16 protein-coding genes are annotated in these 19555 nt (G+C 67.8%); 2 read left to right on the top strand and 14 right to left on the bottom strand.

The window, feature by feature from the left end; genetic code table 11:
• Positions 1–146 precede the first annotated feature (146 nt).
• The 7 genes from gshB to AC3RCE_RS23950 all read right to left on the bottom strand — a co-directional run bounded on the left by gshB (position 147) and on the right by AC3RCE_RS23950 (position 10614).
• The gene (gshB, locus tag AC3RCE_RS23920) at positions 147–1103 is read right to left on the bottom strand and encodes a glutathione synthase (RefSeq protein WP_492254112.1); all 957 of its coding nucleotides are present in this window, start codon (positions 1101–1103) and stop codon (positions 147–149) included.
• A 135-nt stretch (positions 1104–1238) separates the two neighbouring features.
• Entirely contained in the window at positions 1239–2426 is a 1188-nt protein-coding gene (locus AC3RCE_RS23925) for a benzoate/H(+) symporter BenE family transporter (protein WP_492254113.1), read from the bottom strand.
• 136 nt (positions 2427–2562) lie between these two features.
• Positions 2563–4431: a potassium transporter Kup gene (locus AC3RCE_RS23930; RefSeq protein ID WP_492254114.1), complete on the bottom strand. Its 1869-nt coding sequence runs from the start codon at positions 4429–4431 to the stop codon at positions 2563–2565.
• Positions 4432–4683: 252 nt separating this feature from the next.
• Complete coding sequence (gene gshA / locus AC3RCE_RS23935) at positions 4684–5979, bottom strand: glutamate--cysteine ligase (RefSeq protein ID WP_218297846.1); 1296 nt, start codon at positions 5977–5979, stop codon at positions 4684–4686.
• Positions 5980–6077: 98 nt separating this feature from the next.
• A complete protein-coding gene (locus AC3RCE_RS23940; RefSeq protein WP_218297847.1) occupies positions 6078–7544 on the bottom strand; it encodes a TrkH family potassium uptake protein in 1467 nt (488 codons plus the stop codon).
• A 274-nt stretch (positions 7545–7818) separates the two neighbouring features.
• A complete protein-coding gene (gene trkA, locus AC3RCE_RS23945; RefSeq protein WP_218297848.1) occupies positions 7819–9273 on the bottom strand; it encodes a Trk system potassium transporter TrkA in 1455 nt (484 codons plus the stop codon).
• 60 nt (positions 9274–9333) lie between these two features.
• The gene (locus AC3RCE_RS23950; protein WP_492254115.1) at positions 9334–10614 is read right to left on the bottom strand and encodes a glutamate-5-semialdehyde dehydrogenase; all 1281 of its coding nucleotides are present in this window, start codon (positions 10612–10614) and stop codon (positions 9334–9336) included.
• A 93-nt stretch (positions 10615–10707) separates the two neighbouring features.
• Between AC3RCE_RS23950 and AC3RCE_RS23955 the strand changes: the two genes are divergently transcribed.
• Entirely contained in the window at positions 10708–10986 is a 279-nt protein-coding gene (locus AC3RCE_RS23955) for a hypothetical protein (protein ID WP_369643630.1), read from the top strand.
• A gap of 84 nt (positions 10987–11070) precedes the next feature.
• Here the strand turns inward: AC3RCE_RS23955 and holA are convergent, their stop codons facing one another.
• Positions 11071–12126: a DNA polymerase III subunit delta gene (gene holA / locus AC3RCE_RS23960; RefSeq protein ID WP_492254116.1), complete on the bottom strand. Its 1056-nt coding sequence runs from the start codon at positions 12124–12126 to the stop codon at positions 11071–11073.
• A 236-nt stretch (positions 12127–12362) separates the two neighbouring features.
• Here holA and rocF point away from each other — a divergent pair, with 236 nt between their 5' ends.
• Positions 12363–13352 carry an arginase gene (rocF, locus tag AC3RCE_RS23965; protein ID WP_369643631.1) on the top strand — a complete coding sequence of 330 codons (990 nt, stop codon included), beginning with the start codon at positions 12363–12365 and terminating at the stop codon, positions 13350–13352.
• 71 nt (positions 13353–13423) lie between these two features.
• On the opposite strand, the gene AC3RCE_RS23970 is transcribed toward rocF, so the two are convergent.
• From AC3RCE_RS23970 to AC3RCE_RS23995, 6 genes are all read right to left on the bottom strand, one after another.
• Positions 13424–13921 (bottom strand): LPS-assembly lipoprotein LptE, encoded by a 498-nt coding sequence (locus tag AC3RCE_RS23970; RefSeq protein WP_218297853.1) that lies wholly within the window; start codon positions 13919–13921, stop codon positions 13424–13426.
• Between the two features lie 119 nt (positions 13922–14040).
• Positions 14041–16734 (bottom strand): leucine--tRNA ligase, encoded by a 2694-nt coding sequence (gene leuS, locus AC3RCE_RS23975; protein ID WP_218297854.1) that lies wholly within the window; start codon positions 16732–16734, stop codon positions 14041–14043.
• Between the two features lie 135 nt (positions 16735–16869).
• The gene (locus AC3RCE_RS23980; protein ID WP_218341789.1) at positions 16870–17319 is read right to left on the bottom strand and encodes an ExbD/TolR family protein; all 450 of its coding nucleotides are present in this window, start codon (positions 17317–17319) and stop codon (positions 16870–16872) included.
• Positions 17320–17341: 22 nt separating this feature from the next.
• Positions 17342–18025, bottom strand: a complete 684-nt coding sequence (locus AC3RCE_RS23985; RefSeq protein ID WP_218341788.1) for a MotA/TolQ/ExbB proton channel family protein — start codon at positions 18023–18025, stop codon at positions 17342–17344.
• Between the two features lie 14 nt (positions 18026–18039).
• Positions 18040–18810 (bottom strand): 4-hydroxy-tetrahydrodipicolinate reductase, encoded by a 771-nt coding sequence (gene dapB / locus AC3RCE_RS23990; protein WP_492255432.1) that lies wholly within the window; start codon positions 18808–18810, stop codon positions 18040–18042.
• A gap of 156 nt (positions 18811–18966) precedes the next feature.
• Positions 18967–19527, bottom strand: a complete 561-nt coding sequence (locus AC3RCE_RS23995; RefSeq protein ID WP_218297858.1) for an outer membrane protein assembly factor BamE — start codon at positions 19525–19527, stop codon at positions 18967–18969.
• Positions 19528–19555 lie beyond the last annotated feature (28 nt).

Below are 19555 nucleotides of genomic sequence, written 5' to 3' on the forward strand. Positions count from 1 at the left end.
TCAGCCCCGGCAACCACAGGGCCTGGACCCCATCATCACCCGAACCTCCAGCGCCCCGCATCTCTGCAGCACCGCCTCAGTAGCGAAGCCCTCGACTATAGCATGAGTTCGGAGGGCGAGGAAAGATCCAGCCAAAAAATTGCCCTCTACCGGGGGGATGCCGCCATGGCGGCCTCCAGTGCGTCGATGAACAGGGCTGCGACATCACACCCTGTCTGATCGAAGATTTCCTGGAAGCACGTCGGGCTGGTCACATTGATTTCCGTGACGCAGTCCCCGATGACATCCACGCCCGCCAGCAACAGGCCGCGCTCTTGCAGTATGGGCCCCAGGGTTTCGCCGATCTCCAGGTCGCGTGCCGTCAGGGGTCGTGCCACGCCCTTGCCTCCCGCCGCAAGGTTGCCACGCACCTCCGTGCCTTGCGGAATGCGCGCCAGGCAATAAGGAACGGGCTTGCCGCCAATCACCAGCACGCGCTTGTCGCCGTCCACGATCTCGGGCAGAAACTTCTGCACCATCACGCTCTGCGCGCCGTCGCGATTGAGCGTTTCGGTGATGCTGCCCAGGTTCAGGCCATCCGGCCCCACGCGGAAGATGCCCATGCCCCCCATGCCGTCCAGCGGCTTGAGGATGATGTCCCGGTGCTCTGCGTGAAAACGCTGGATGTCCGATGCGCTGCGCGTGACCAGGGTTGGCCCGATGAACTGGGGAAACTCCATGATCGCCAGCTTTTCCGGATGGTCGCGCAGTGCCCGGGGCTTGTTGAACACGCGGGCGCCATCTCGCTCGGCCTGCTCCAGCAGATGGGTGGCGTAGAAATACTCGCTGTCGAAGGGCGGGTCCTTGCGCATCAGCACGGCGTCGAAGTCCACCAACGCGGCGACGCGTTCGGGCTGCGCCTCGAACCACGGGCTGGCATTCCCCGTCAGTCGGATGTCGCGCACCCGCGCACTCACCTTGCTTGCGCGCTGCCATGTGATGTGCCGTGGCTCGCACACCGCCAGCGTATGCCCGCGCCGATGGGCTTCGCGCATCATGGCGAAGGTGGTGTCCTTGTAGATCTTGAAGCTTTCCAGGGGATCGGCGATGAAGAGCAGTTTCATGGTGTCGGATCGAAAGTAGCAGGAGAGGCGCTGCCAGGCTGGCCAGCTAGCTCCTCTATATAGATATGGGCAAAGACGATGGCCGCAACGCCCGGTTGGCCCGGCCGCCGCGCCAGCGGTTCACCCGGGCTCGCCTCACGCACCCCGGGCCGGCGAACGCCTGTACTGTTGCACAAATAGCGCAAAGCTGCCGGCGACCACGCCCCAGAAGGCCGACCCCACCCCGGCAACGACCACGCCGCTCAGGGTGACGAGGAACGTGACGAGCGCCGCTTCGCGGTGCGACTCCTCGCGCAAGGCGACCGCCAGGCCGTTGCCGATGGTGCCCAGCAGGGCCAGGCCTGCGATCGCCACCACCAGTTCGGAGGGAAATGCGGTCAGCAGGCCGGTGATGACCGCACCAAAGAGACCGATCGCCACATACAGTGCGCCGCAACACACTGCTGCCGCGTAGCGCCGATGGCGGTCCTCATGGGCCTCGGGGCCCATGCACATCGCGGCCGTGATGGCGCTGAAGTTCAGCGCGAAGGCGCCAAAGGGAGCGAGCGCGAGCGTGGCGAGCCCCGTCAGCGTGATGAGGCGGGAGATGGGCAGGTCATAGCCCGAGGCCCGGATCACCGCGACGCCGGGAAGGTTTTGCGACGCCATGGTGACGACGAACAAGGGGATCGCCAGGCTGATGGTCGCGGCAAGGCTGAACTGCGGCGCCGTGAAGACGGGCATCGCCAGTTCCAGCCGCACCCCCGACCATGCCATCTTCCCCTGCAGGGCCACGAAGACCACGGCCACCGCCAGGGTGACGACCACGGCGTACCGCGCCGCGAACTTGCGGGAAAACAGGTACACGACCAGCATGGTCAGCACCAGCGGCAGTGCCGTCTGGGCGGCGGCAAACGCCTGCAGGCCGAAACGCGCCAGCACGCCCGCCAGCAGGGCGGCGGCGATCTCCATGGGGATGCGCCCCATGGCCCGCTCGAACCAGCGCGTCACGCCGGCCAGCGTGATGAGGACGGCGCTGACCATGAAGGAGCCCACCGCCTCGCCCATGGTGAAGCCCCCGGCCAGGCCGGCCGTGGCCAGCACGGCCGCGCCAGGGGTGGACCAGGCCACCATCACGGGCTTGCGCAGGATGAGCGAGGGCACCAGGGAACACAGGCCCATGCCCAGGCCCAGCGCCCACATCCAGGACGTGACCTGGGCCGGCGTGGCGCCAAACGCCTGCGCGGCCTGGAACACGATGGCCACCGAACTGGTGAAGCCCACCAGCACGGCCACGAACCCGGCAGTGAATGCCGACAGGCTCAGGTCTTTGAAAAATTGCATGGGCTGGATTCTGGCACCACGCATCCCCGCCGGCGGCCGCGCCACCACAGAAAGGCGGGGGACACGATTGCTATTATTTTTATAGCTATTGGCGCTTGATGAGCAAGCGCTTGAAGCCCAAAAGACCCCAACCCGCTCAAATCTCGATCTTGGATCCGAGTTCGACGACCGCGTTGTTGGGCAGGTGCAGGAAGTCCGCCGCACCACTGGCGTTGTGGTGCATCTGCGCGAACAGCTTCTCGCGCCAGGGCGCCATGCCGCTGCCAATGGTGGGGATGACGGTATCGCGCGAGAGGAAGTAGCTGGTGGTCATCGAATCCAGCTCGCAGCCCCGCCCGCGCAGCAGCTCCAGCGCACGCGGCACGTCCGGGTCGTTCTTGAAGCCGTAGTGGATCACCACCTGCCAGCAGTCGTGGCCCAGGGGCTCCACCTGCAGGCGCTTGTCCAGCCCGATCCAGGGCGTCTCGTGGTTGTGCACGGTCACGAACAGGTTCTGCTGGTGCAGCACCTTGTTGTGCTTGAGGTTGTGCAACAGCGCATTGGGCACCGCACCGGTCTCGGCCGTGAGGAACACGGCGGTGCCCTCGACCCGCGTGGGCGGGCTGATGAACACCGACTCCAGGAAGTCCTTGAGGTCGATGGCGTCCGCACGCAGCTTGTCGTTGAGCAGCCGCCGCCCCTCCTTCCACGTCATCATGAGGGAGAACACGACGCCGCCGATCATCAGCGGGAACCAGCCGCCCTGGAACAGCTTGAGCAGGTTGGAGGCAAAGAACGCCAGGTCCACCACGAAGAAGCAGCCCGTGGCCGCGATGCACAGCGCCAGCGGGTAGCCCCAGCCGTACCGGATCACGAAGAAGGTCAGCGTGGTGGTGATCAGCATGTCCAGCGTCACGGCAATGCCGTAGGCGGCCGCCAGGTTGCTGGAGGAGCGGAACATCACCACGGCCAGCACGATGGCGGCGAACAGCCCCCAGTTGACCAGCGGCATGTAGATCTGCCCGGTGTCCCGCACGCTGGTGTGCTGGATGTTCAGGCGCGGCAGGTACCCGAGCTGGATGACCTGCTTGGTCACGCTGAAGGCGCCGGTGATCAGCGCCTGCGATGCGATCACGGTGGCCATGGTGGCCAGTATCACCAGCGGGACCAGCGCCCAGTCGGGCGCCATCATGTAGAACGGGTTCTTCACCGCCTCGGGCTCGGCCAGCAGCAGCGCGCCCTGGCCGAAGTAGTTGAGCGTGAGCGCGGGCATGGCCACGCCGAACCAGGCCATGCGGATGGGGCGCTTGCCAAAGTGGCCCAGGTCGGCGTACAGGGCCTCGGCCCCCGTCACGCACAGCACCACGGCCCCCAGGATGATGAAGCTGGTGCCGGGATGGGCCCACATGAAGCCCAGCGCGTGGTGCGGGCTCAGCGCCCAGAGGATCTCGGGATGCCCCACGATGTGCGAGACGCCCAGCAGCGCAATGGTGATGAACCACACCAGGGTGATGGGCCCGAAAAACTTGCCGATGCCGCTGGTGCCGCGCTTTTGCACGGCAAACAGGCAAAAGAGCACGACCAGGGTGATCGGAATCACGTACTGCTTGAAATGCGGCGAGACGACTTCCAGCCCTTCGACGGCCGACAGGACCGAGATGGCGGGCGTGATGACGCCGTCGCCATAGAAGAGCGAGGTGCCGAAGATGCCCACGGCCAGCAGCACGCCACGCAGCCGGGGCTTGTCCTTGACGGCCTGGGAGGCCAGCGCCAGCATGGCGATGAGCCCGCCCTCGCCGTGGTTGTCGGCGCGCAGCACCAGCACCACGTACTTCAGCGAAACAATGACGGTGAGCGTCCAGAAGAAGATCGAGAGGATGCCGTAGATATTGGCTGGGGAGAACGGCACATGGCCGGACCCGAAGACCTCCTTGACGGCATACAGCACGCTGGTGCCGATATCGCCATACACAACACCGATGGCGCCCAGCGTAAGCGCTGCGAGCGATGATTTGGAGCTTTGCACTGACCGCACCCGGCACACAGGGGCTGCCGGGTTCCGTTACTTTTGGGAACGCTATTGTGCGCCTGAGGCAGATCAAGTGCCTGGGGGGAGCTCCCCATGTTGCGACGCAACAACTTGCCCTTGGCAGCCCGGCGCAGACATGGCAGGCCGCGCGGAATCCCCCGGCGAAACTGGCGCTGCCTGGTCGCAGGGGCGGCCCCGCCCCCTCCGGGAGAACACGGAGAAGACACGCCGCTTCCCGGAGGCGCCGTTTCAGTCGTACACCTCGGCGTCCGGGTTGGTGGCTTCCAGCTCGTAGCTGGCCGCCAGCATGGCCAGGCGCGCGACCACGCCGTACATGTAAAAGCGGTTGGGGGCGCTCACGCCGGGGCGCACGCCGGGCTGGGGCATGTGCGTGCTGTGCTCGAACGCGAGCGGCACGAAGCTCGCGCCCGGGGCGTTGAGGTTCTCGTCCACGCCGCGCTCGGCATGCATGCGGTAGAAGCCGCCCACCACGTAGCGGTCCATCATGTAGACCACCGGTTCGGCCACGGCCTCGTGCACGCGCTCCTGCGTGAGCACGCCTTCCTGGATGATGAGGTCGCTGACCGGCTGGCCGTCCTTGATGATGGCCATCTTGTTCTTGGTCTTGCGGTTGACCGCGTCCAGCTCCTTGGCGTCGCGCACGGTCATGATGCCCATGCCGTAGGTGCCGTTGTTGGCCTTGACGATGACGAACGGCTTCTCGTTGATGCCGTATTCCTTGTACTTGCGGCGCACCTTGGTCAGCAGCGCATCCACCGTGGTCTGCAGCTTGTCCATGCCTTTGTCCTCGGCAAAGTCCACGCCATCGCACTGGCTGTACATGGGGTTGACGAGCCAGGGGTCGATGCCCAGCATCTTGCCGAAGCGCTTGGCCACCTCTTCGTAGTTCTTGAAGTGGGTGCTCTTTCGGCGCACGCTCCAGCCCGCATGCAGCGGGGGCAGCAGGTACTGCTCGTGGATGTCTTCCAGGATGCCGGGCGGCCCGGCGGAGAGATCATTGTTCAGCAGAATGGTGCAGGGGTCGAAGTCCTTGAGGCCCAGGCGGCGCTTGGTGCGCACCACGGGCTCCAGCGTCACCGTGTCGCCATTGGGCAGCTCGATGAGCGTGGGCTTCTTGATCTCGGGACTGATGGAGCCCACGCGCACGTTCAGGCCCGCCATGTTGAAGATGCGCTGCAGCTGCACCACATTGGCCAGGTAGAAGGTGTTGCGCGTGTGGTTTTCCGGAATGATCAGCAGGTTGCGCGCCTCGGGGCAGATCTTCTCGATGGCGGCCATGGCGGCCTGCACGGCCAGGGGCAGCATCTCCTTGGTGAGGTTGTTCCAGCCCCCGGGAAACAGGTTGGTGTCCACGGGCGCGAGCTTGAAGCCCGCATTGCGGATGTCCACGGAGGTGTAGAACGGCGGCGTGTGCTCCATCCACTCCAGCCGGAACCAGCGCTCGATGGCGGGCATCGAGTCGAGAATGCGCTGTTCGAGTTCGTTGATCGGCCCGGTGAGGGCCGTGATGAGATGCGGAACCATGGAAAGCCCTCGGGAAGCGATTGCGATGAATTGTAGGGAGTTGGGGTCGGGCCGGAAATTCGCAAGCCGCCTGCGGCACGAGCCGTGGCGGGCGCTGGCTACCGGCGCCAGAAGGCGGGGGTGAGCAAGGCCATGAAGCTCAGGATCTCCAGCCGCCCCAGCAGCATCGCCAGCGAACACACCCAGATCTGGAAATCGGTCAGCACGGCATAGGTGGACGCGGGGCCCACGCTGCCCAGCCCCGGGCCCGCGCAGTTCACGCTGGCCAGCACCACCGAGAACGCCGTGACCGGGTCCAGGTCGGTCAGCAGCATGACCATGCTGAGCCCGAAGACCGTGCCGCCATACACCAGCATGAACGCGAGCACCGAGAAGATCACGCGGTTGTCCACCACGGCCCCTCCCAGGCACACGGGCTGCACGGCGCGCGGGTGCACCAGGCGGTTCATCTCCCGGCGCGCCTGCTTGGCCAGGATGAGCATGCGCACCATCTTGATCCCCCCGCCGGTCGACCCCGCGCTGGTGGCCACCCCCGACAGCAGCAGCATGAACACGGGCGCAAACACGGGCCAGGCCAGGTAGTCCACGGTGGCATAGCCCGTGGTGGTGGCGAGCGAGATCACATTGAACATCGCGTGGCGCAGCGCATCCAGCGGGGCATAGACCCCCTTGGCCCACAGCAGCAGCGCCACCACCAGCCCCCCGCCCACCAGCGAGAAAAGCGTCGCGCGCAACTCCGGGTCGCGCCAGAAGCCACCCCAGTGGCCCTTGCGGAAGGCCACGAAGTACAGCGCGAAATTGCAGCTGGCCACCAGCATGAAGAAGACGCAGATCGCCTCCAGCAGCGGCGACTGGAAATACCCGAAGCTGGTGTCATGGGAAGACAGCCCGCCCAGGCTCACCGTGGTGAACATGTGCATCAGCGCATCCAGCGGCCCCATGCCGGCCGCCCAGTAGGCCAGGCCGCAGGTGACGGAAAACAGTGCATACACGCCCCACAGGCCCTTGGCGGTGCCCGTCATGCGCGGCGTGAGCTTGGCGTCCTTGAGCGGCCCGGCCGCTTCGGCCTTGAACAGCTGGCTGCCCCCGACCCCCAGCAGCGGCAGGACGGCCACCGCCAGGATGAGGATGCCCATCCCGCCCATCCACTGCAGAAAGGTGCGCCATACATTGACCGACACGGGCAGCGCGTCCAGGCCGCTGAGCACCGTGGAGCCGGTCGTGGTCAGGCCCGACACCGCCTCGAAGTACGCATGCGTGAAAGACATCGGCCGCCCGATGTGGTGGCCCGCCAGCATCAGGGGCACCGCGGCGGACAGCGGCAGCAGCATCCACACCAGCGACACCAGCATCACGCCGTGGCGCGGCTGCAATTCCTGGCGGAAAAGGCGCAGGCGCCACCAGAGCCACGCCCCCACCGCCATCGTGGCGCCCATGGCGATCGGGTACACGTGCCACACGCCATCGCGCGTCCACAGCGACACCACCAGCGGCAGCCCCATGGCCAGCGAAAAGATCATGACCAGGATGCCCAGCACGCGCAGGACGGGAAACATGTCTGTCATGACGGGCGTCCTTGGTCCATGGCAGCCGGCATCGCATGCAGCTGCCGATACTGGCGCAGCCCAGGCGAGGGCCGCCGCGCAAGGGCCGCCGCGCCGCAGAGGCGGCGCTTCGCTGGCGTGCGCTGGCGGCGTCCCCCTGCCCGCAGCGCGAAGCGCTGCGAGAGCGGGGGCTGGGGGCCGGGGCTCCCAGCGTGCCTGCGCAGGCTGGGACGGCCCCGAAGAGCTGGTGCCTCTGGCAACTGCACGGAGGCGCGAATCAACTCAGGGGGGGACATCAAAAAAACGTCGCGCTCACGCGGAAGAGCTTTTCCACGTCGCGCACGAGCCGCTTGTTCGGCAGGAAGAACACCACGTGGTCGTTGCCCTCGATCACCGTGGAACTGCGCGGGATGATGACCTGCGGCTCGCGCAGATCCCCGGGCGGCGCATCGGGCGAATCCGGCAGGCCGCGCACGATCAGGCCCATGTGCACATCGCGCGGCAGCGCCAGTTCGCTGACCTTGCGGCCCACCACGCGCGAGCTCTTGCGGTCGCCGCGCGCCACGATCTCCAGCGCCTCCGCCACGCCCCGGCGCAGGCTGTGCACGGCCTGCACATCCCCCTGGCGCACGTAGGCGAGCAGCTCGCCCAGCATGGCCTGCGCGGGCGACAGCGCGATGTCGATCTGCGTGCCGTGCATCAGGTCGGCGTAGCTGCGGCGGTTGATGAGGGCGAGCACCCGCCTGGCGCCCATGCGCTTGGCCAGCAGGCAGGACATGATGTTGTCCTCGTCGTCGTCGGTGAGCGCCAGGAACAGGTCCACCTCCTCGATGCCCTCGTCGCCCAGCAGGTCCTCGTCGGTGGTGTCGCCCTGCAGCACCAGCACCTCGGAAGGCAGGGCCGACGCCAGCTCGACGCAGCGGTCGGCGTGATCCTCGATGATCTTGATGTTGAAGCGCCCCGGCGCCTGCGCCAGCTGGCGGGCCAGGCGCAGCCCCACCCGGCCGCCGCCGGCGATCATGATGCGGCGCACGGGCTGGGAAGGCTGCGACTGCGGCCGGTGCAGGGCCGCCAGCACCTTCGCGATGTGCTCCTGCGCGGCCAGCACGAAGACCTCGTCGCCCGGCTCGATGCGGGTGCGCCCGTCGCACGCGACGAAGCGGTCCGGCTCGTCCGGAAACCGCCGGTAGATGGCCACCATGCGCATGGCCATCTCGGGGTCGCTCTCGCGCAGCTGGCCGATGGTGTGGCCCGCCATGGGGGCACCCGCACGCGCGCGCACCGATACCAGGCAGGCACGCCCCCCCGCGAACTCGCGCACCTGCATGGCCTCGGGGTATTCGATGAGCTTGCCGATGTAGCGCGTGAGGGATTCTTCGGGGCAGATGATGCGGTCCACCGCAAAGCCCTCGGGTCCGGTCAGCCGCGTGTCCAGGTCAAAGCCGGTGGAGCGCACCCGCGCGATGCGCTTGGGGATGTTGAACACCAGCTGCGCGATCTTGCAGCACACCAGGTTGGTCTCGTCCTGCGCGGCGCAGGCGATCAGCAGGTCGGTGTCCTGCGCGCCCGCCTCGGCCAGCACGGCGGGCTCGATGCCGTTGCCCACCACGCCGCGCAGGTCGAAGCGCGACTCCAGGTCGCGCAGGCGCGCGGCGTCCGTGTCGATCACGGTGATGTCGTTGCGCTCCGACACCAGGCTGTCGGCCACGCTCTGGCCCACGCGGCCCGCCCCGAGGATGATGATTTTCATGTGGTATGGGCCGTCAGCGCACTACTGGCAAGCGCCACCAGCTATGAAAAATGGAGCAAATCAGGTCCGCACCTCGCCCTCGCCCAGCACCACGTACTTGAGCGAGGTCAGGCCTTCGAGCCCCACGGGCCCGCGCGCATGGAATTTGTCGGTGCTGATGCCGATCTCGGCGCCCAGCCCGTACTCGAAGCCATCGGCGAACCGCGTGCTGGTGTTCACCATCACACTGGCGGAATCCACCTCGCGCAGGAACCGCTGGGCGTGCATATGGTGGGTGGTGAGGATGGCATCCGTGTGGTGGCTCGAATACCGGTTGATGTGGGCGATGGCCTCGTCCACGCCATCCACCACCTTCACGCTGATGATCGGGGCCAGGTACTCCTCGCTCCAGTCCTGCTCGGTGGCGGGCACCAGCTGGGCGCCTTGTACCGATTGCAGGATGGCCAGCGCCTGCGGGCAGCCCCGCATCTCCACGCCCTTGGCGGCGTACACGGCGCCGATCTTCGGCAAGAAGTCGGCCGCCACGCCCCGCGCCACCAGCAGGCCTTCGCTCGCGTTGCAGGGGCTGTACTTGTTCGTCTTGGCGTTGTCGGCCACCTTCACCGCCATGGCGATGTCGCAGGGGTCGTCCACATAGGTGTGGCAGTTGCCGTCCAGGTGCTTGATGACGGGCACCTTGGCGTCGCGGCTGATGCGCTCGATCAGGCCCTTGCCGCCACGCGGAATGATCACGTCCACGAACTGCGGCATGGCGATGAGCTGGCCCACGGCCTCGCGGTCGGTGGTCTGCACCAGCTGCACCGCGTCCTGCGGCAGGCCGGCCTCGGCCAGCGCCTGCTGCACCAGCTTGGCCAGAGCCTTGTTGGAATCGATGGCTTCGGAGCCGCCGCGCAGGATGCAGGCGTTGCCGCTCTTGATGGACAGGCTCGCGGCCTCGATGGTCACGTTGGGCCGGCTCTCGTAGATCATGCCGAACACGCCGATCGGCACACGCATCTGGCCCACGCGGATGCCGCTCCCCTGCTGCTTCATGCCCAGGATCTCGCCGATGATGTCGGGCATGGCGGCCAGCTGCTCGCAGCCCTCGGCGCAGGTCTCCAGCACCTTGGGGCCGAGCTTCAGGCGGTCCACCATCGGCTCGGCCAGGCCGGCGGCGCGGGCGCGTTCGAGGTCGCGGGCGTTGTCGATCTGCAGCGCCTCCACGTTCTCGCGCAGCAGGCGGGCCAGGGCCTTGAGTGCTTTGTTTTTGATAGCTGCTGGCGCTTTGGCCATCAGCGCAGAGGCCGTTTTGGCCTGCTGGCCGAGGGTGTGCGTGTATTCAGCGACGTTGAGGGCGTTCATCCGGCGATTTTGCCGCAGATACCCTCTGTGCGGCCCACCGAGCGCCTGTTACCCTTGCCACCCCGCCGCCATCCCCCGCTTCCAGAGCCGCCCATGACCCGCGCCCACCTGCTCCAACCTGTCCACGACGCCCTGCAGGCCTTCAGCCACGGCACGCTGTCGGCGTCCGCCCTGAGCACCACCGCCCGCGCCCAGACCGACCTGCTGGCCGCCCTGCCCCCGCGCTACGCCGAGGTGCTGCACGGCCTGCTGGACCGGCTCGAATCCAGCGCGCTGTTCTCGGAAGAAAGCTGCTCGTTCAGCCAGAAGGATCTTGTCGCCAACCTGGAGATGTGGGTGGACAAGGCACGCGGCGTGCTGGACGCCGCCTGACCATCACTACCATTTTGATAGCTTCCAGCGCTTGATGGACAAGCGGTAGCGGCTATTTTTATCTGGAACCAGGCGCAGCGCGGCTCACCGCGCCGCCTGCGTCAGCCGGCACAGCTGGAACGCCAGGCGCTGCAGCGCCTGCCAGCCGTCGGTCGGCCAGTCGGGCGCCTTCAGGCCCTTGACGATACCGTCCACCGTGTGCGCGGACTGCAGCAGCCGCGCCAGTGCCGCGTCGCTCGCCTTGAGCAGGATGCGCTCGAACAGGCGCTCCTTGGGGCCCCAGATGCGGTTCTCGCGCAGGGCCATGGGCAGGGGGCGGCCGGCGTTCATCGCGTCCTTCACGCGCTTGAGGGCGCGGATGTCCTCGGCCAGCGCCCAGTGCACCAGCACCTCGGCCTCGCCCTCGGCCTGCAGGCCGTCGAGCATGCGCTGCACGCGCCCCACCTGCCCCGCCAGCACGGACTCGGACAGCTTGAACACGTCGTAGCGCGCCACGTTGAGCACGGCGGCCTCGACCTGGGCCTGCGTCAGCTCGCCCGCCGGGTGCAGCAGGGCCAGTTTCTGGATCTCCTGGTGCGCGGCCAGCAGGTTGCCTTCCACGCGGTCGGCAAAGAACTGCAGCGTGCGCTGCCCCTCCTCGCCCGCCACCACGCGCTGCCCCTGGGCGGCCAGGCGCTGTGCGATCCACTGCGGCAGCATGCCGCGCTCGATGGGGTCGATCTGGAGCGAGGTGCCGCTCGATTCGAGCGCCGCGAACCACGCGCCGGTGCGTGTGGCCTTGTCCAGGCGCGGGAGCATCACGAGCGTGAGCGTGCTGTCGTTGCCCCGGGCGGACTCGGCCACCTGCTGCAGCGCCACGCTGCCGTCCTTGCCGGGCTTGCCCGAGGGAATGCGGATCTCCACGATCTGCTTGTCGGCGAACAGGCTGAGCGAGCCGCCCGCCGCCAGCACCGCGCTCCAGTCGAAGTGCGCGCCCGCCACCGTGTAGGAACTGCGCTCGGTATAGCCCTGCGCACGGGCCGTGGCGCGGATGGCGTCGGCCGCCTCCTGCTGCAGCAGGGGCTCGTCGCCATGCAGCACGTAGAGCGGCGACAGGCCCCGTTGGAGATGCGTGGAGAGTTGGGCCAGGGCGACTTGCATGCGGCAAAGTTTATCCCCTTGCCCTGACACCCTGGCGCACCAGGAGGCCAGGGGCACAGAAAACCCCGCAGATCGCCAGCACAGGCCTGCAGATTGCACGGTACACGCACCCGATTGCGCAGCTGTCCTGCTTTTCATTGGCGCTCCCCGCCCCGACAATCACCCCGCCACCCACACGGGCACCCAGCACCCCGGGCGCGCCCGGCACCGTCCGTTCCCCACCAAGGCCTCGCACCATGACCTCCACCCCGCCCCTCCCCGCGCCATCCATCAGCCTCCTGGGCGCCCCCACCGACGTGGGAGCGGGCGCGCGCGGCGCCTCCATGGGCCCCGAGGCCCTGCGCGTGGCCGGGCTGCAGCCGGCGCTGGAAAGCCACGGCCTGCGGGTGTTCGACCGGGGCAACCTGAGCGGGCCGGCCAATCCCTGGCAGCCCCCGCAGCAAGGCTACCGCCACCTGCCCGAAGTCGTGGAGTGGAACCAGCTCGTGTTCGATGCGGTGTATGCCGAATTGCGGCGCGGCCACCTGCCCATCCTGATGGGCGGCGACCACTGCCTGGGCCTGGGCAGCATCAGCGCCGTGGCGCGGCATTGCGCGGAGACCGGCAGGAAGCTGCGCGTGCTGTGGCTTGATGCGCATGCCGACTTCAACACCAGCGCCCTCACGCCCAGCGGCAATGTGCACGGCATGCCCGTGGCCTGCCTGTGCGGCTTTGGGCCGAAGGAGCTGACGCAGTTGGCCCGGATGCCCGGCGGAGGCCCCGCGCTGCACCCCGGCCAGATCCGCCAGATCGGCATCCGCAGCGTGGACGAAGGCGAAAAACGCTTCGTGCACGAGCAGGGCCTGGAAGTCTTCGACATGCGCTACATCGACGAGGTGGGCATGCGCCAGACCATGCAGCAGGCGCTGGCCGGGCTGGATGCCGACACCCACCTGCACGTGAGCTTCGACGTGGATTTCCTGGACCCGGACATCGCGCCCGGCGTGGGCACCACGGTGCCCGGCGGCCCCACCTACCGCGAGGCCCAGCTGTGCATGGAGATGATCGCCGACAGCGGCCGCCTGGCGTCGCTGGACATCGTGGAGCTCAACCCCGCGCTGGACGTGCGCAACCGCACCGCCGTGCTGGCCGTGGACCTGGTGGAGTCGCTGTTCGGCAAGAGCACGCTGATGCGCGTGCCATCGGACCTGCGCGCCCCGCAGGCGGCGCTCCGTAGCGCTTCCTGAAACGGGCGCGCGCCCCCGCGCGGGACGCCGTGGAGCGGGCCTGGCCCGGCCGCTGGCGTCGCCGCCCCCGGCTACCGCTTCACGGCGGCCAGCCGGCGCATCAGCTGCTGCACCAGGTCGGTCCGCATGTTGCGGTACAGCAGCGCCTCTTCGGCCTCCTTGGCCAGGGCGATGGTTTCGTTGTAGCTGATGTCGCGCTGCTGCAGCAGTTCGGTGTCAGGGATCAGTTCGGTGCCCGCCGGGGTCCGGAGCCTGAAGCGGATGCGCAGCCGCAACTGCAGCTCGCGCACCTGGCCCGAGGCGTTGAGCCCCACCACCACGCGCTCCTGCTGCTCCTGCAGCAGGTCCAGGATGGCCTCGGCGGTGGGCAGGGCCGCCGGGTCGCGCAGCACCTGCAGCTTGCTGCCCGACCCGTCCAGCGTGCGCTGCAGCTCCCGCGCCAGCGGCGAGCCCGCGGGGGCCGCGATGTAGAGCGAGTCGAACCCGAACTCCGGCACGCCCCGCAAGCGAAAACCGCAGGCCGACAGCAGGGCCGCGGGCGCGATGAAGAGCAGTGTGCGTCTTTGCATTTCAGTTATCCATTGCGTTCGCGCCACCCACAACCCGTGGCACTGGCCCGGCCCAGGCCAGCAGGCGCCGCACCGGGGCCGCCCCGGCGCGCAGCGCCTCAGGGAGGTGTCGCTTCATTTCACACCACCACGTTCACGAGGCGGCCAGGCACCACGATCACCCGCTTGGGCGCTGCGCCCGCGGCATGTGCCGTGAACGCCTCGCTGGCCAGGGCGATGCGCTCGATCGCTGCCTTGTCGGCCTGCGCCGGCACGTGGATGGAGCCGCGCAGCTTGCCATTGACCTGCAGCATGAGCTCGATCTCGTCCTGCACCAGCGCGTTCGCATCCACCTGGGGCCAGGGCGCATCCAGCAGATCGCCCAGGTGGCCCGCGTAGCCCAGGCTGCTCCACAGGCTGTGCGCGATGTGGGGCGTGGCCGGGTACAGCACGCGCAGCAGGATGCCAAAGCCTTCGATCAGCGCCACCTGGGCGCCGGCCGACTCCGTGGCCTTGAAGTCCTCGAGCGCGTTGATCATCTTCATCGCGCCCGACACCACGGTGTTGTACTGCATGCGCTGGTAGTCGTAGTCCACCTGCTTGAGCACGGTGTGGATCTCCAGCCGCAGGGCCTTGGCTTCCTTGCCGAATTCCACCTCCTTCAGGCTGCTGGCGCTTGCCACGCTGGCGCTGGCGGCTTGCATGTCCATGGCGGAGAGCTTGAAGCCGAAATTCCACACGCGGCGCAGGAAACGGTAGCTGCCCTCCACGGCCGCGTCGTTCCACTCCAGCGTGGCCTCGGGCGGGGCGGTGAACATGGTGTACAGGCGCGCGGTGTCGGCGCCGTACTTCTCGATGAGGTCCTGCGGGTCCACGCCGTTGTTCTTGGACTTGGACATGGTGCCCACGCCCTCGTAGTCGATGGGCGTGCCCGCCGGCAACAGGCCGTCACCGCTGGTGGCTTCGTTCTTGAGCCTGGCGCCAACGATCTTGCCGCCTTCGTCCAGCACATGCTCCACATCGTGTGGCCAGAAGTAGTCCTTTCCGCCCTTGGCGGTGCGGCGGCTGTAGATGTGGTTGAGCACCATGCCTTGCGTGAGCAGCTTGGTGAAGGGCTCGTCCACCTTGACCAGCCCCAGGTCGCGCATGACCTTGGTCCAGAAGCGCGCGTACAAGAGGTGCAGGATGGCGTGTTCGATACCACCGATGTACTGGTCCATCGGCATCCAGTAGTCGGCGCCGCCAGCGACCATGGCGTCGGCATTCTTGGGGTCGCAATACCGCATGAAATACCAGGACGAGTCCACGAACGTGTCCATGGTGTCCGTCTCGCGCCGCGCGGCCTTGCCGCACACGGGGCAGACCACGCCAGCATGGAAACCTTCGTGCTTGTGCAGCGGGTTGCCCGAACCATCGGGCACGCAGTCGGTGGGCAGCACCACCGGCAGGTCCTTCTCGGGCACGGGCACGGCGCCGTGCTCATCGCAATGGATGATCGGGATGGGCGTGCCCCAGTAGCGCTGGCGGCTCACGCCCCAGTCGCGCAGGCGCCAGGTGGTCTTGGTCTCGCCCAGGCCCTTGGCCTGCAGCGCGTGGGCCACGGCGGTGACGGCTTCCTTGTAGCCCAGGCCGCTGAAGCTGTCGGAGTTGATGGTGACGCCGCGCTGCTTGTCGCCGTACCAGTCGTTCCACTGGTGGTAGTCGAAGTGCTCGCCATCGACCAGCACCACCTGCTTGATCTCCAGGTTGTACTTGAGGGCGAAGGCGAAGTCGCGCTCGTCGTGCGCGGGCACGCCCATCACGGCGCCGTCGCCATAGCCCATGAGCACGTAGTTGCCGACCCAGACCTCGACCTTTTCCTCCGTCAGCGGGTGCGTGACGAACAGGCCCGTGGGTTGGCCCTTCTTTTCCTGCGTGGCCAGCTCGGCCTCGGTGGTGCCGCCGCTCTTGCATTCCTCGATGAAGGCGGCGAGCTCCGGGTTCGTCCTGGCGGCGTGGGCGGCCAGCGGGTGCTCGGGCGCCACGGCGCAGAAGGTCACGCCCATGATGGTGTCGGCGCGCGTGGTGAAGACGTACATGCGGCCGTCGCCGATCAGCGTGCCGTCATCGGCCCGGATATCGTGCGGGAAGGCGAAGCGCACGCCTTCGCTCTTGCCGATCCAGTTCTCCTGCATGAGCTTCACGCGTTCGGGCCAGCCGGGCAGCTTGTCGCCGGTCACGAAGTCCAGCAGCTCTTCGGCGTAGTCGGTGATCTTCAGGTAGTAGCCCGGGATCTCGCGCTTTTCCACCGTGGCGCCGGTGCGCCAGCCCTTGCCGTCGATGACCTGCTCGTTGGCCAGCACGGTCTGGTCCACCGGGTCCCAGTTCACGACCTGGGTCTTGCGGTAGGCAATGCCCTTTTCCAGCATCTTGAGGAACAGCCACTGGTTCCACTTGTAGTACGTGGGGTCGCAGGTGGCCACTTCGCGGCTCCAGTCGATGGCCAGGCCCATGGCCTGCATCTGCTTCTTCATGTACGCGATGTTCTCGTACGTCCACTTGGCGGGGGGCACGCCGTTCTTGAGCGCGGCGTTCTCGGCCGGCAGGCCGAAGGCGTCCCAGCCCATGGGCATGAGCACGTTGTGGCCGTTCATGCGCAGCTGGCGCGTGAGCATGTCGTTGATGGTGTAGTTGCGCACATGGCCCATGTGCAGCTTGCCGCTGGGGTAGGGCAGCATCGAGCAGGCGTAGAACTTCTTCTTGCTGGTGTCCTCCGTCACGCGGTAGGCGTCGGTGGCGGTCCAGTGGTCGTGCGCGGCGCGCTCGACGTCTTGGGGAGAGTATTTGTCTTGCATGAGGGCTCGGGGATGAGAGAGGTGTGCGGCTGCGAGGCCGCGCTGCGCAGATTTTAGGCTGTCAGGCCCTGCGTTCCGCGCCCGCCGCCGCCAGCGGCCTGCGCGGCCCCCCAGGGACTCCGGCGCATGGCGGCTTCAAGGTGCCCTGGCAGGGGCCGTTGGCGCGCCAGCGGCCGGCGGCTCGGCCACGAAGCCGATGCGCTGCAGCCCGGCCAGGTGCGCCGCGCCCATGACTTCGACCACCCGCCCATAGGGCACGGCCGCATCGGCGCGCAGCTGGATTTCGGTGTCGGGCCGTTCGGCGCCGATGCGGCGCAGGCGCTCGGCCAGCGCGGGCTGCGACAGAGGCTCGTCCTGAAGAAAGGCCTGGCCCGAGGCATCGACCACCAGGGTGACGAACTGCGGCACCGTGCCGGGCGTGGCGCCTTCGGTGCGCGGCAGGTCCAGCCGGATCGCGCTAGCCATGAGCGGCGCCGTGAGGATGAAGATGACCACGAGCACCAGCATCACATCCACCAGCGGCGTCATGTTGATGTCGCTCATGGGCTGGGGCCCGGCGGTGCGTTCAAGTCGTCCGAAGGCCATGGTGAAAACGGACCTCCGGGATTCAGGGCCGCGCACCGGCGGGCGGCGCCGTGTCGATCAGCAGTTCGCGCAGGTCGCGCGCGAAGCCTTCCAGGTCGGCCTCGATGCGGCCGATCAGGCGGCCGAACACGTTGTAGGCCAGCACGGCCGGGATCGCCACCGCCAGCCCGGCCGCCGTCATGACCAGCGCCTCGCCCACGGGGCCGGAGACGCGGTCGATGGTGATCTGCCCCGCGCCCGCCATGGCCGTGAGCGCATGGTAGATGCCCCAGACGGTGCCCAGCAGCCCCACGAACGGTGCCGTGGAGCCCACCGTGGCCAGCAGCACCTGGCCAAACTGCAGGCGCCCGAGCACGCCGTGCAAGGCGTCGCGCAGCACGCGGGTGAGCCGCTGCGACAGGCTGCCTGCCGCCGCCAGCGTGGGCTGGCCGGTGGGACCGGCATGATTTGCTATTGAATTCGCAGCAACAACCAAAGGCAGGACAAGCGCAGCGCGGTCAAAAGATTGCAGGCGCTGTGCAGCAACGTCCATGGACGGCGCCTGCCAGAACGCCGCCGTGCAGCGGGCCACGTCGGCGCTGGCCTGGCGCATGAGCCGCAGCTTCCAGACGATGACCACCCAGCTTGCCACGGACATGGCCAGGAGCACCAGCGCGGCACCCTGCGTGACGGCGTCGCCCTGGCGCCACCAGTGGAGAGCGTCCATGGCTGGCCCGACGGCTAGTTGTTGTTAAGGCCCAGCACATCGAACATGTCGAACATGCCCGTCTTGTGCCCGGCGAGGAAGCGCACCGCGCGCAGGCTGCCCTGCGCGTAGGTGGCGCGGCTGGAGGACTTGTGCGTGATCTCGATGCGCTCGCCGATGCCCGCGAACAGCACGGTGTGGTCGCCCACGATGTCGCCGCCCCGGATGGTGGCAAAGCCGATGCTCGACGGGTCGCGCTCGCCCGTGACGCCCTCGCGCGCAAACACGCCGCACTCCTTGAGGTCGCGGCCCATGGCGCCGGCGATCACCTCGCCCATCTTGAGCGCGGTGCCCGAGGGCGCATCCACCTTGTGGCGGTGGTGGGCCTCGATGATCTCGATGTCGTAGCCGGTGGCCATGGCCTTGGCGGCCATCTCCAGCAGCTTGAGCGTGACGTTGACGCCCACGCTCATGTTGGGCGCCATGACGATGGCCGTGCGCTGGGCCAACGCCGCGATCTCGGCCTTCTGCGCATCGGTGAAGCCGGTGGTGCCGACGACGGCCTTCACCCCGAGCTGGCTGCACACGGCCAGGTGGGTCAGGGTGCCTTCGGGGCGCGTGAAATCGATCAGGACGTCGGCGTTTTTCAGGCCCGTGGCAATGTCGGCCGTGATGGCGACGCCGCTGGCATGGCCGAGGAACGCGGTGGCATCCGAGCCGATGCCCGGGCTGGACGGCACGTCCAGCGCACCGGCCAGCACGCAGTCGTCACTGGCGCGAAGGGCCTCGATGAGCATGCGGCCCATGCGGCCCGATGCGCCGGCGATGGCGACACGGCAGGGGCCGGAGCCCGTGGAAGCGGTGGAAGGGGCGGCAGGCGAAGAAGTCCCTGTCATGGGTGTCCTGTACGTTGTGGTTGAAGCACGGCGGGCCAGGCACGGCCCACCGCCAGCCCGCCGGCGTTACCGTGCGGGCGCTTCAAGCGGTGGATAGCTGATGGAAGCGGGCTCCAGCGGCGCCGCGGTGGGCGACGCGGGGGGCCGCTGGGAAGCGGGATACCGGGCCAGCTGCTCCGGCGTGGCCTCGAGCACGGGCACCTTGCCCTTGGAGCCGCGCGACCCCAGGGCCGCCACGAACTCCGTCTCGGTCGGCATCTCGTCGCCCTCGGAGCGCTCGAGCGCGTCCCCCTTGAAGTACACGGTCAGCTTGCGGGTCTGGGCATCTTCGCCGGGGCGCTTGAGCGTGAACACGTATTCCCAGCGGTCGGCATGGAACAGGCTGGTGACCAGCGGGGTTCCCAGAATCTCTCGCACCTGCTGGCGGCTCATGCCAGGCTGGAGCGCCTCGACCTGCTCGCGCGAGACAAAATTGCCCTGCACCACATCTATCTTGTAGGGGGTGACAATGTTGGCAATGCGGGTACTGGCGCCATCCAGGCTGCTGCAGCCGGCCAGGGCGGCCACGCTGGCACCGATCAACAGGACCAGGCCCAGGCGGGCGCTGCAACGGGCTTTGACGGGCATGGGTAAAAGGGCTGAGGATATGATCGCC

This window comes from Acidovorax sp. GW823-FHT05D11, from assembly GCF_058795695.1.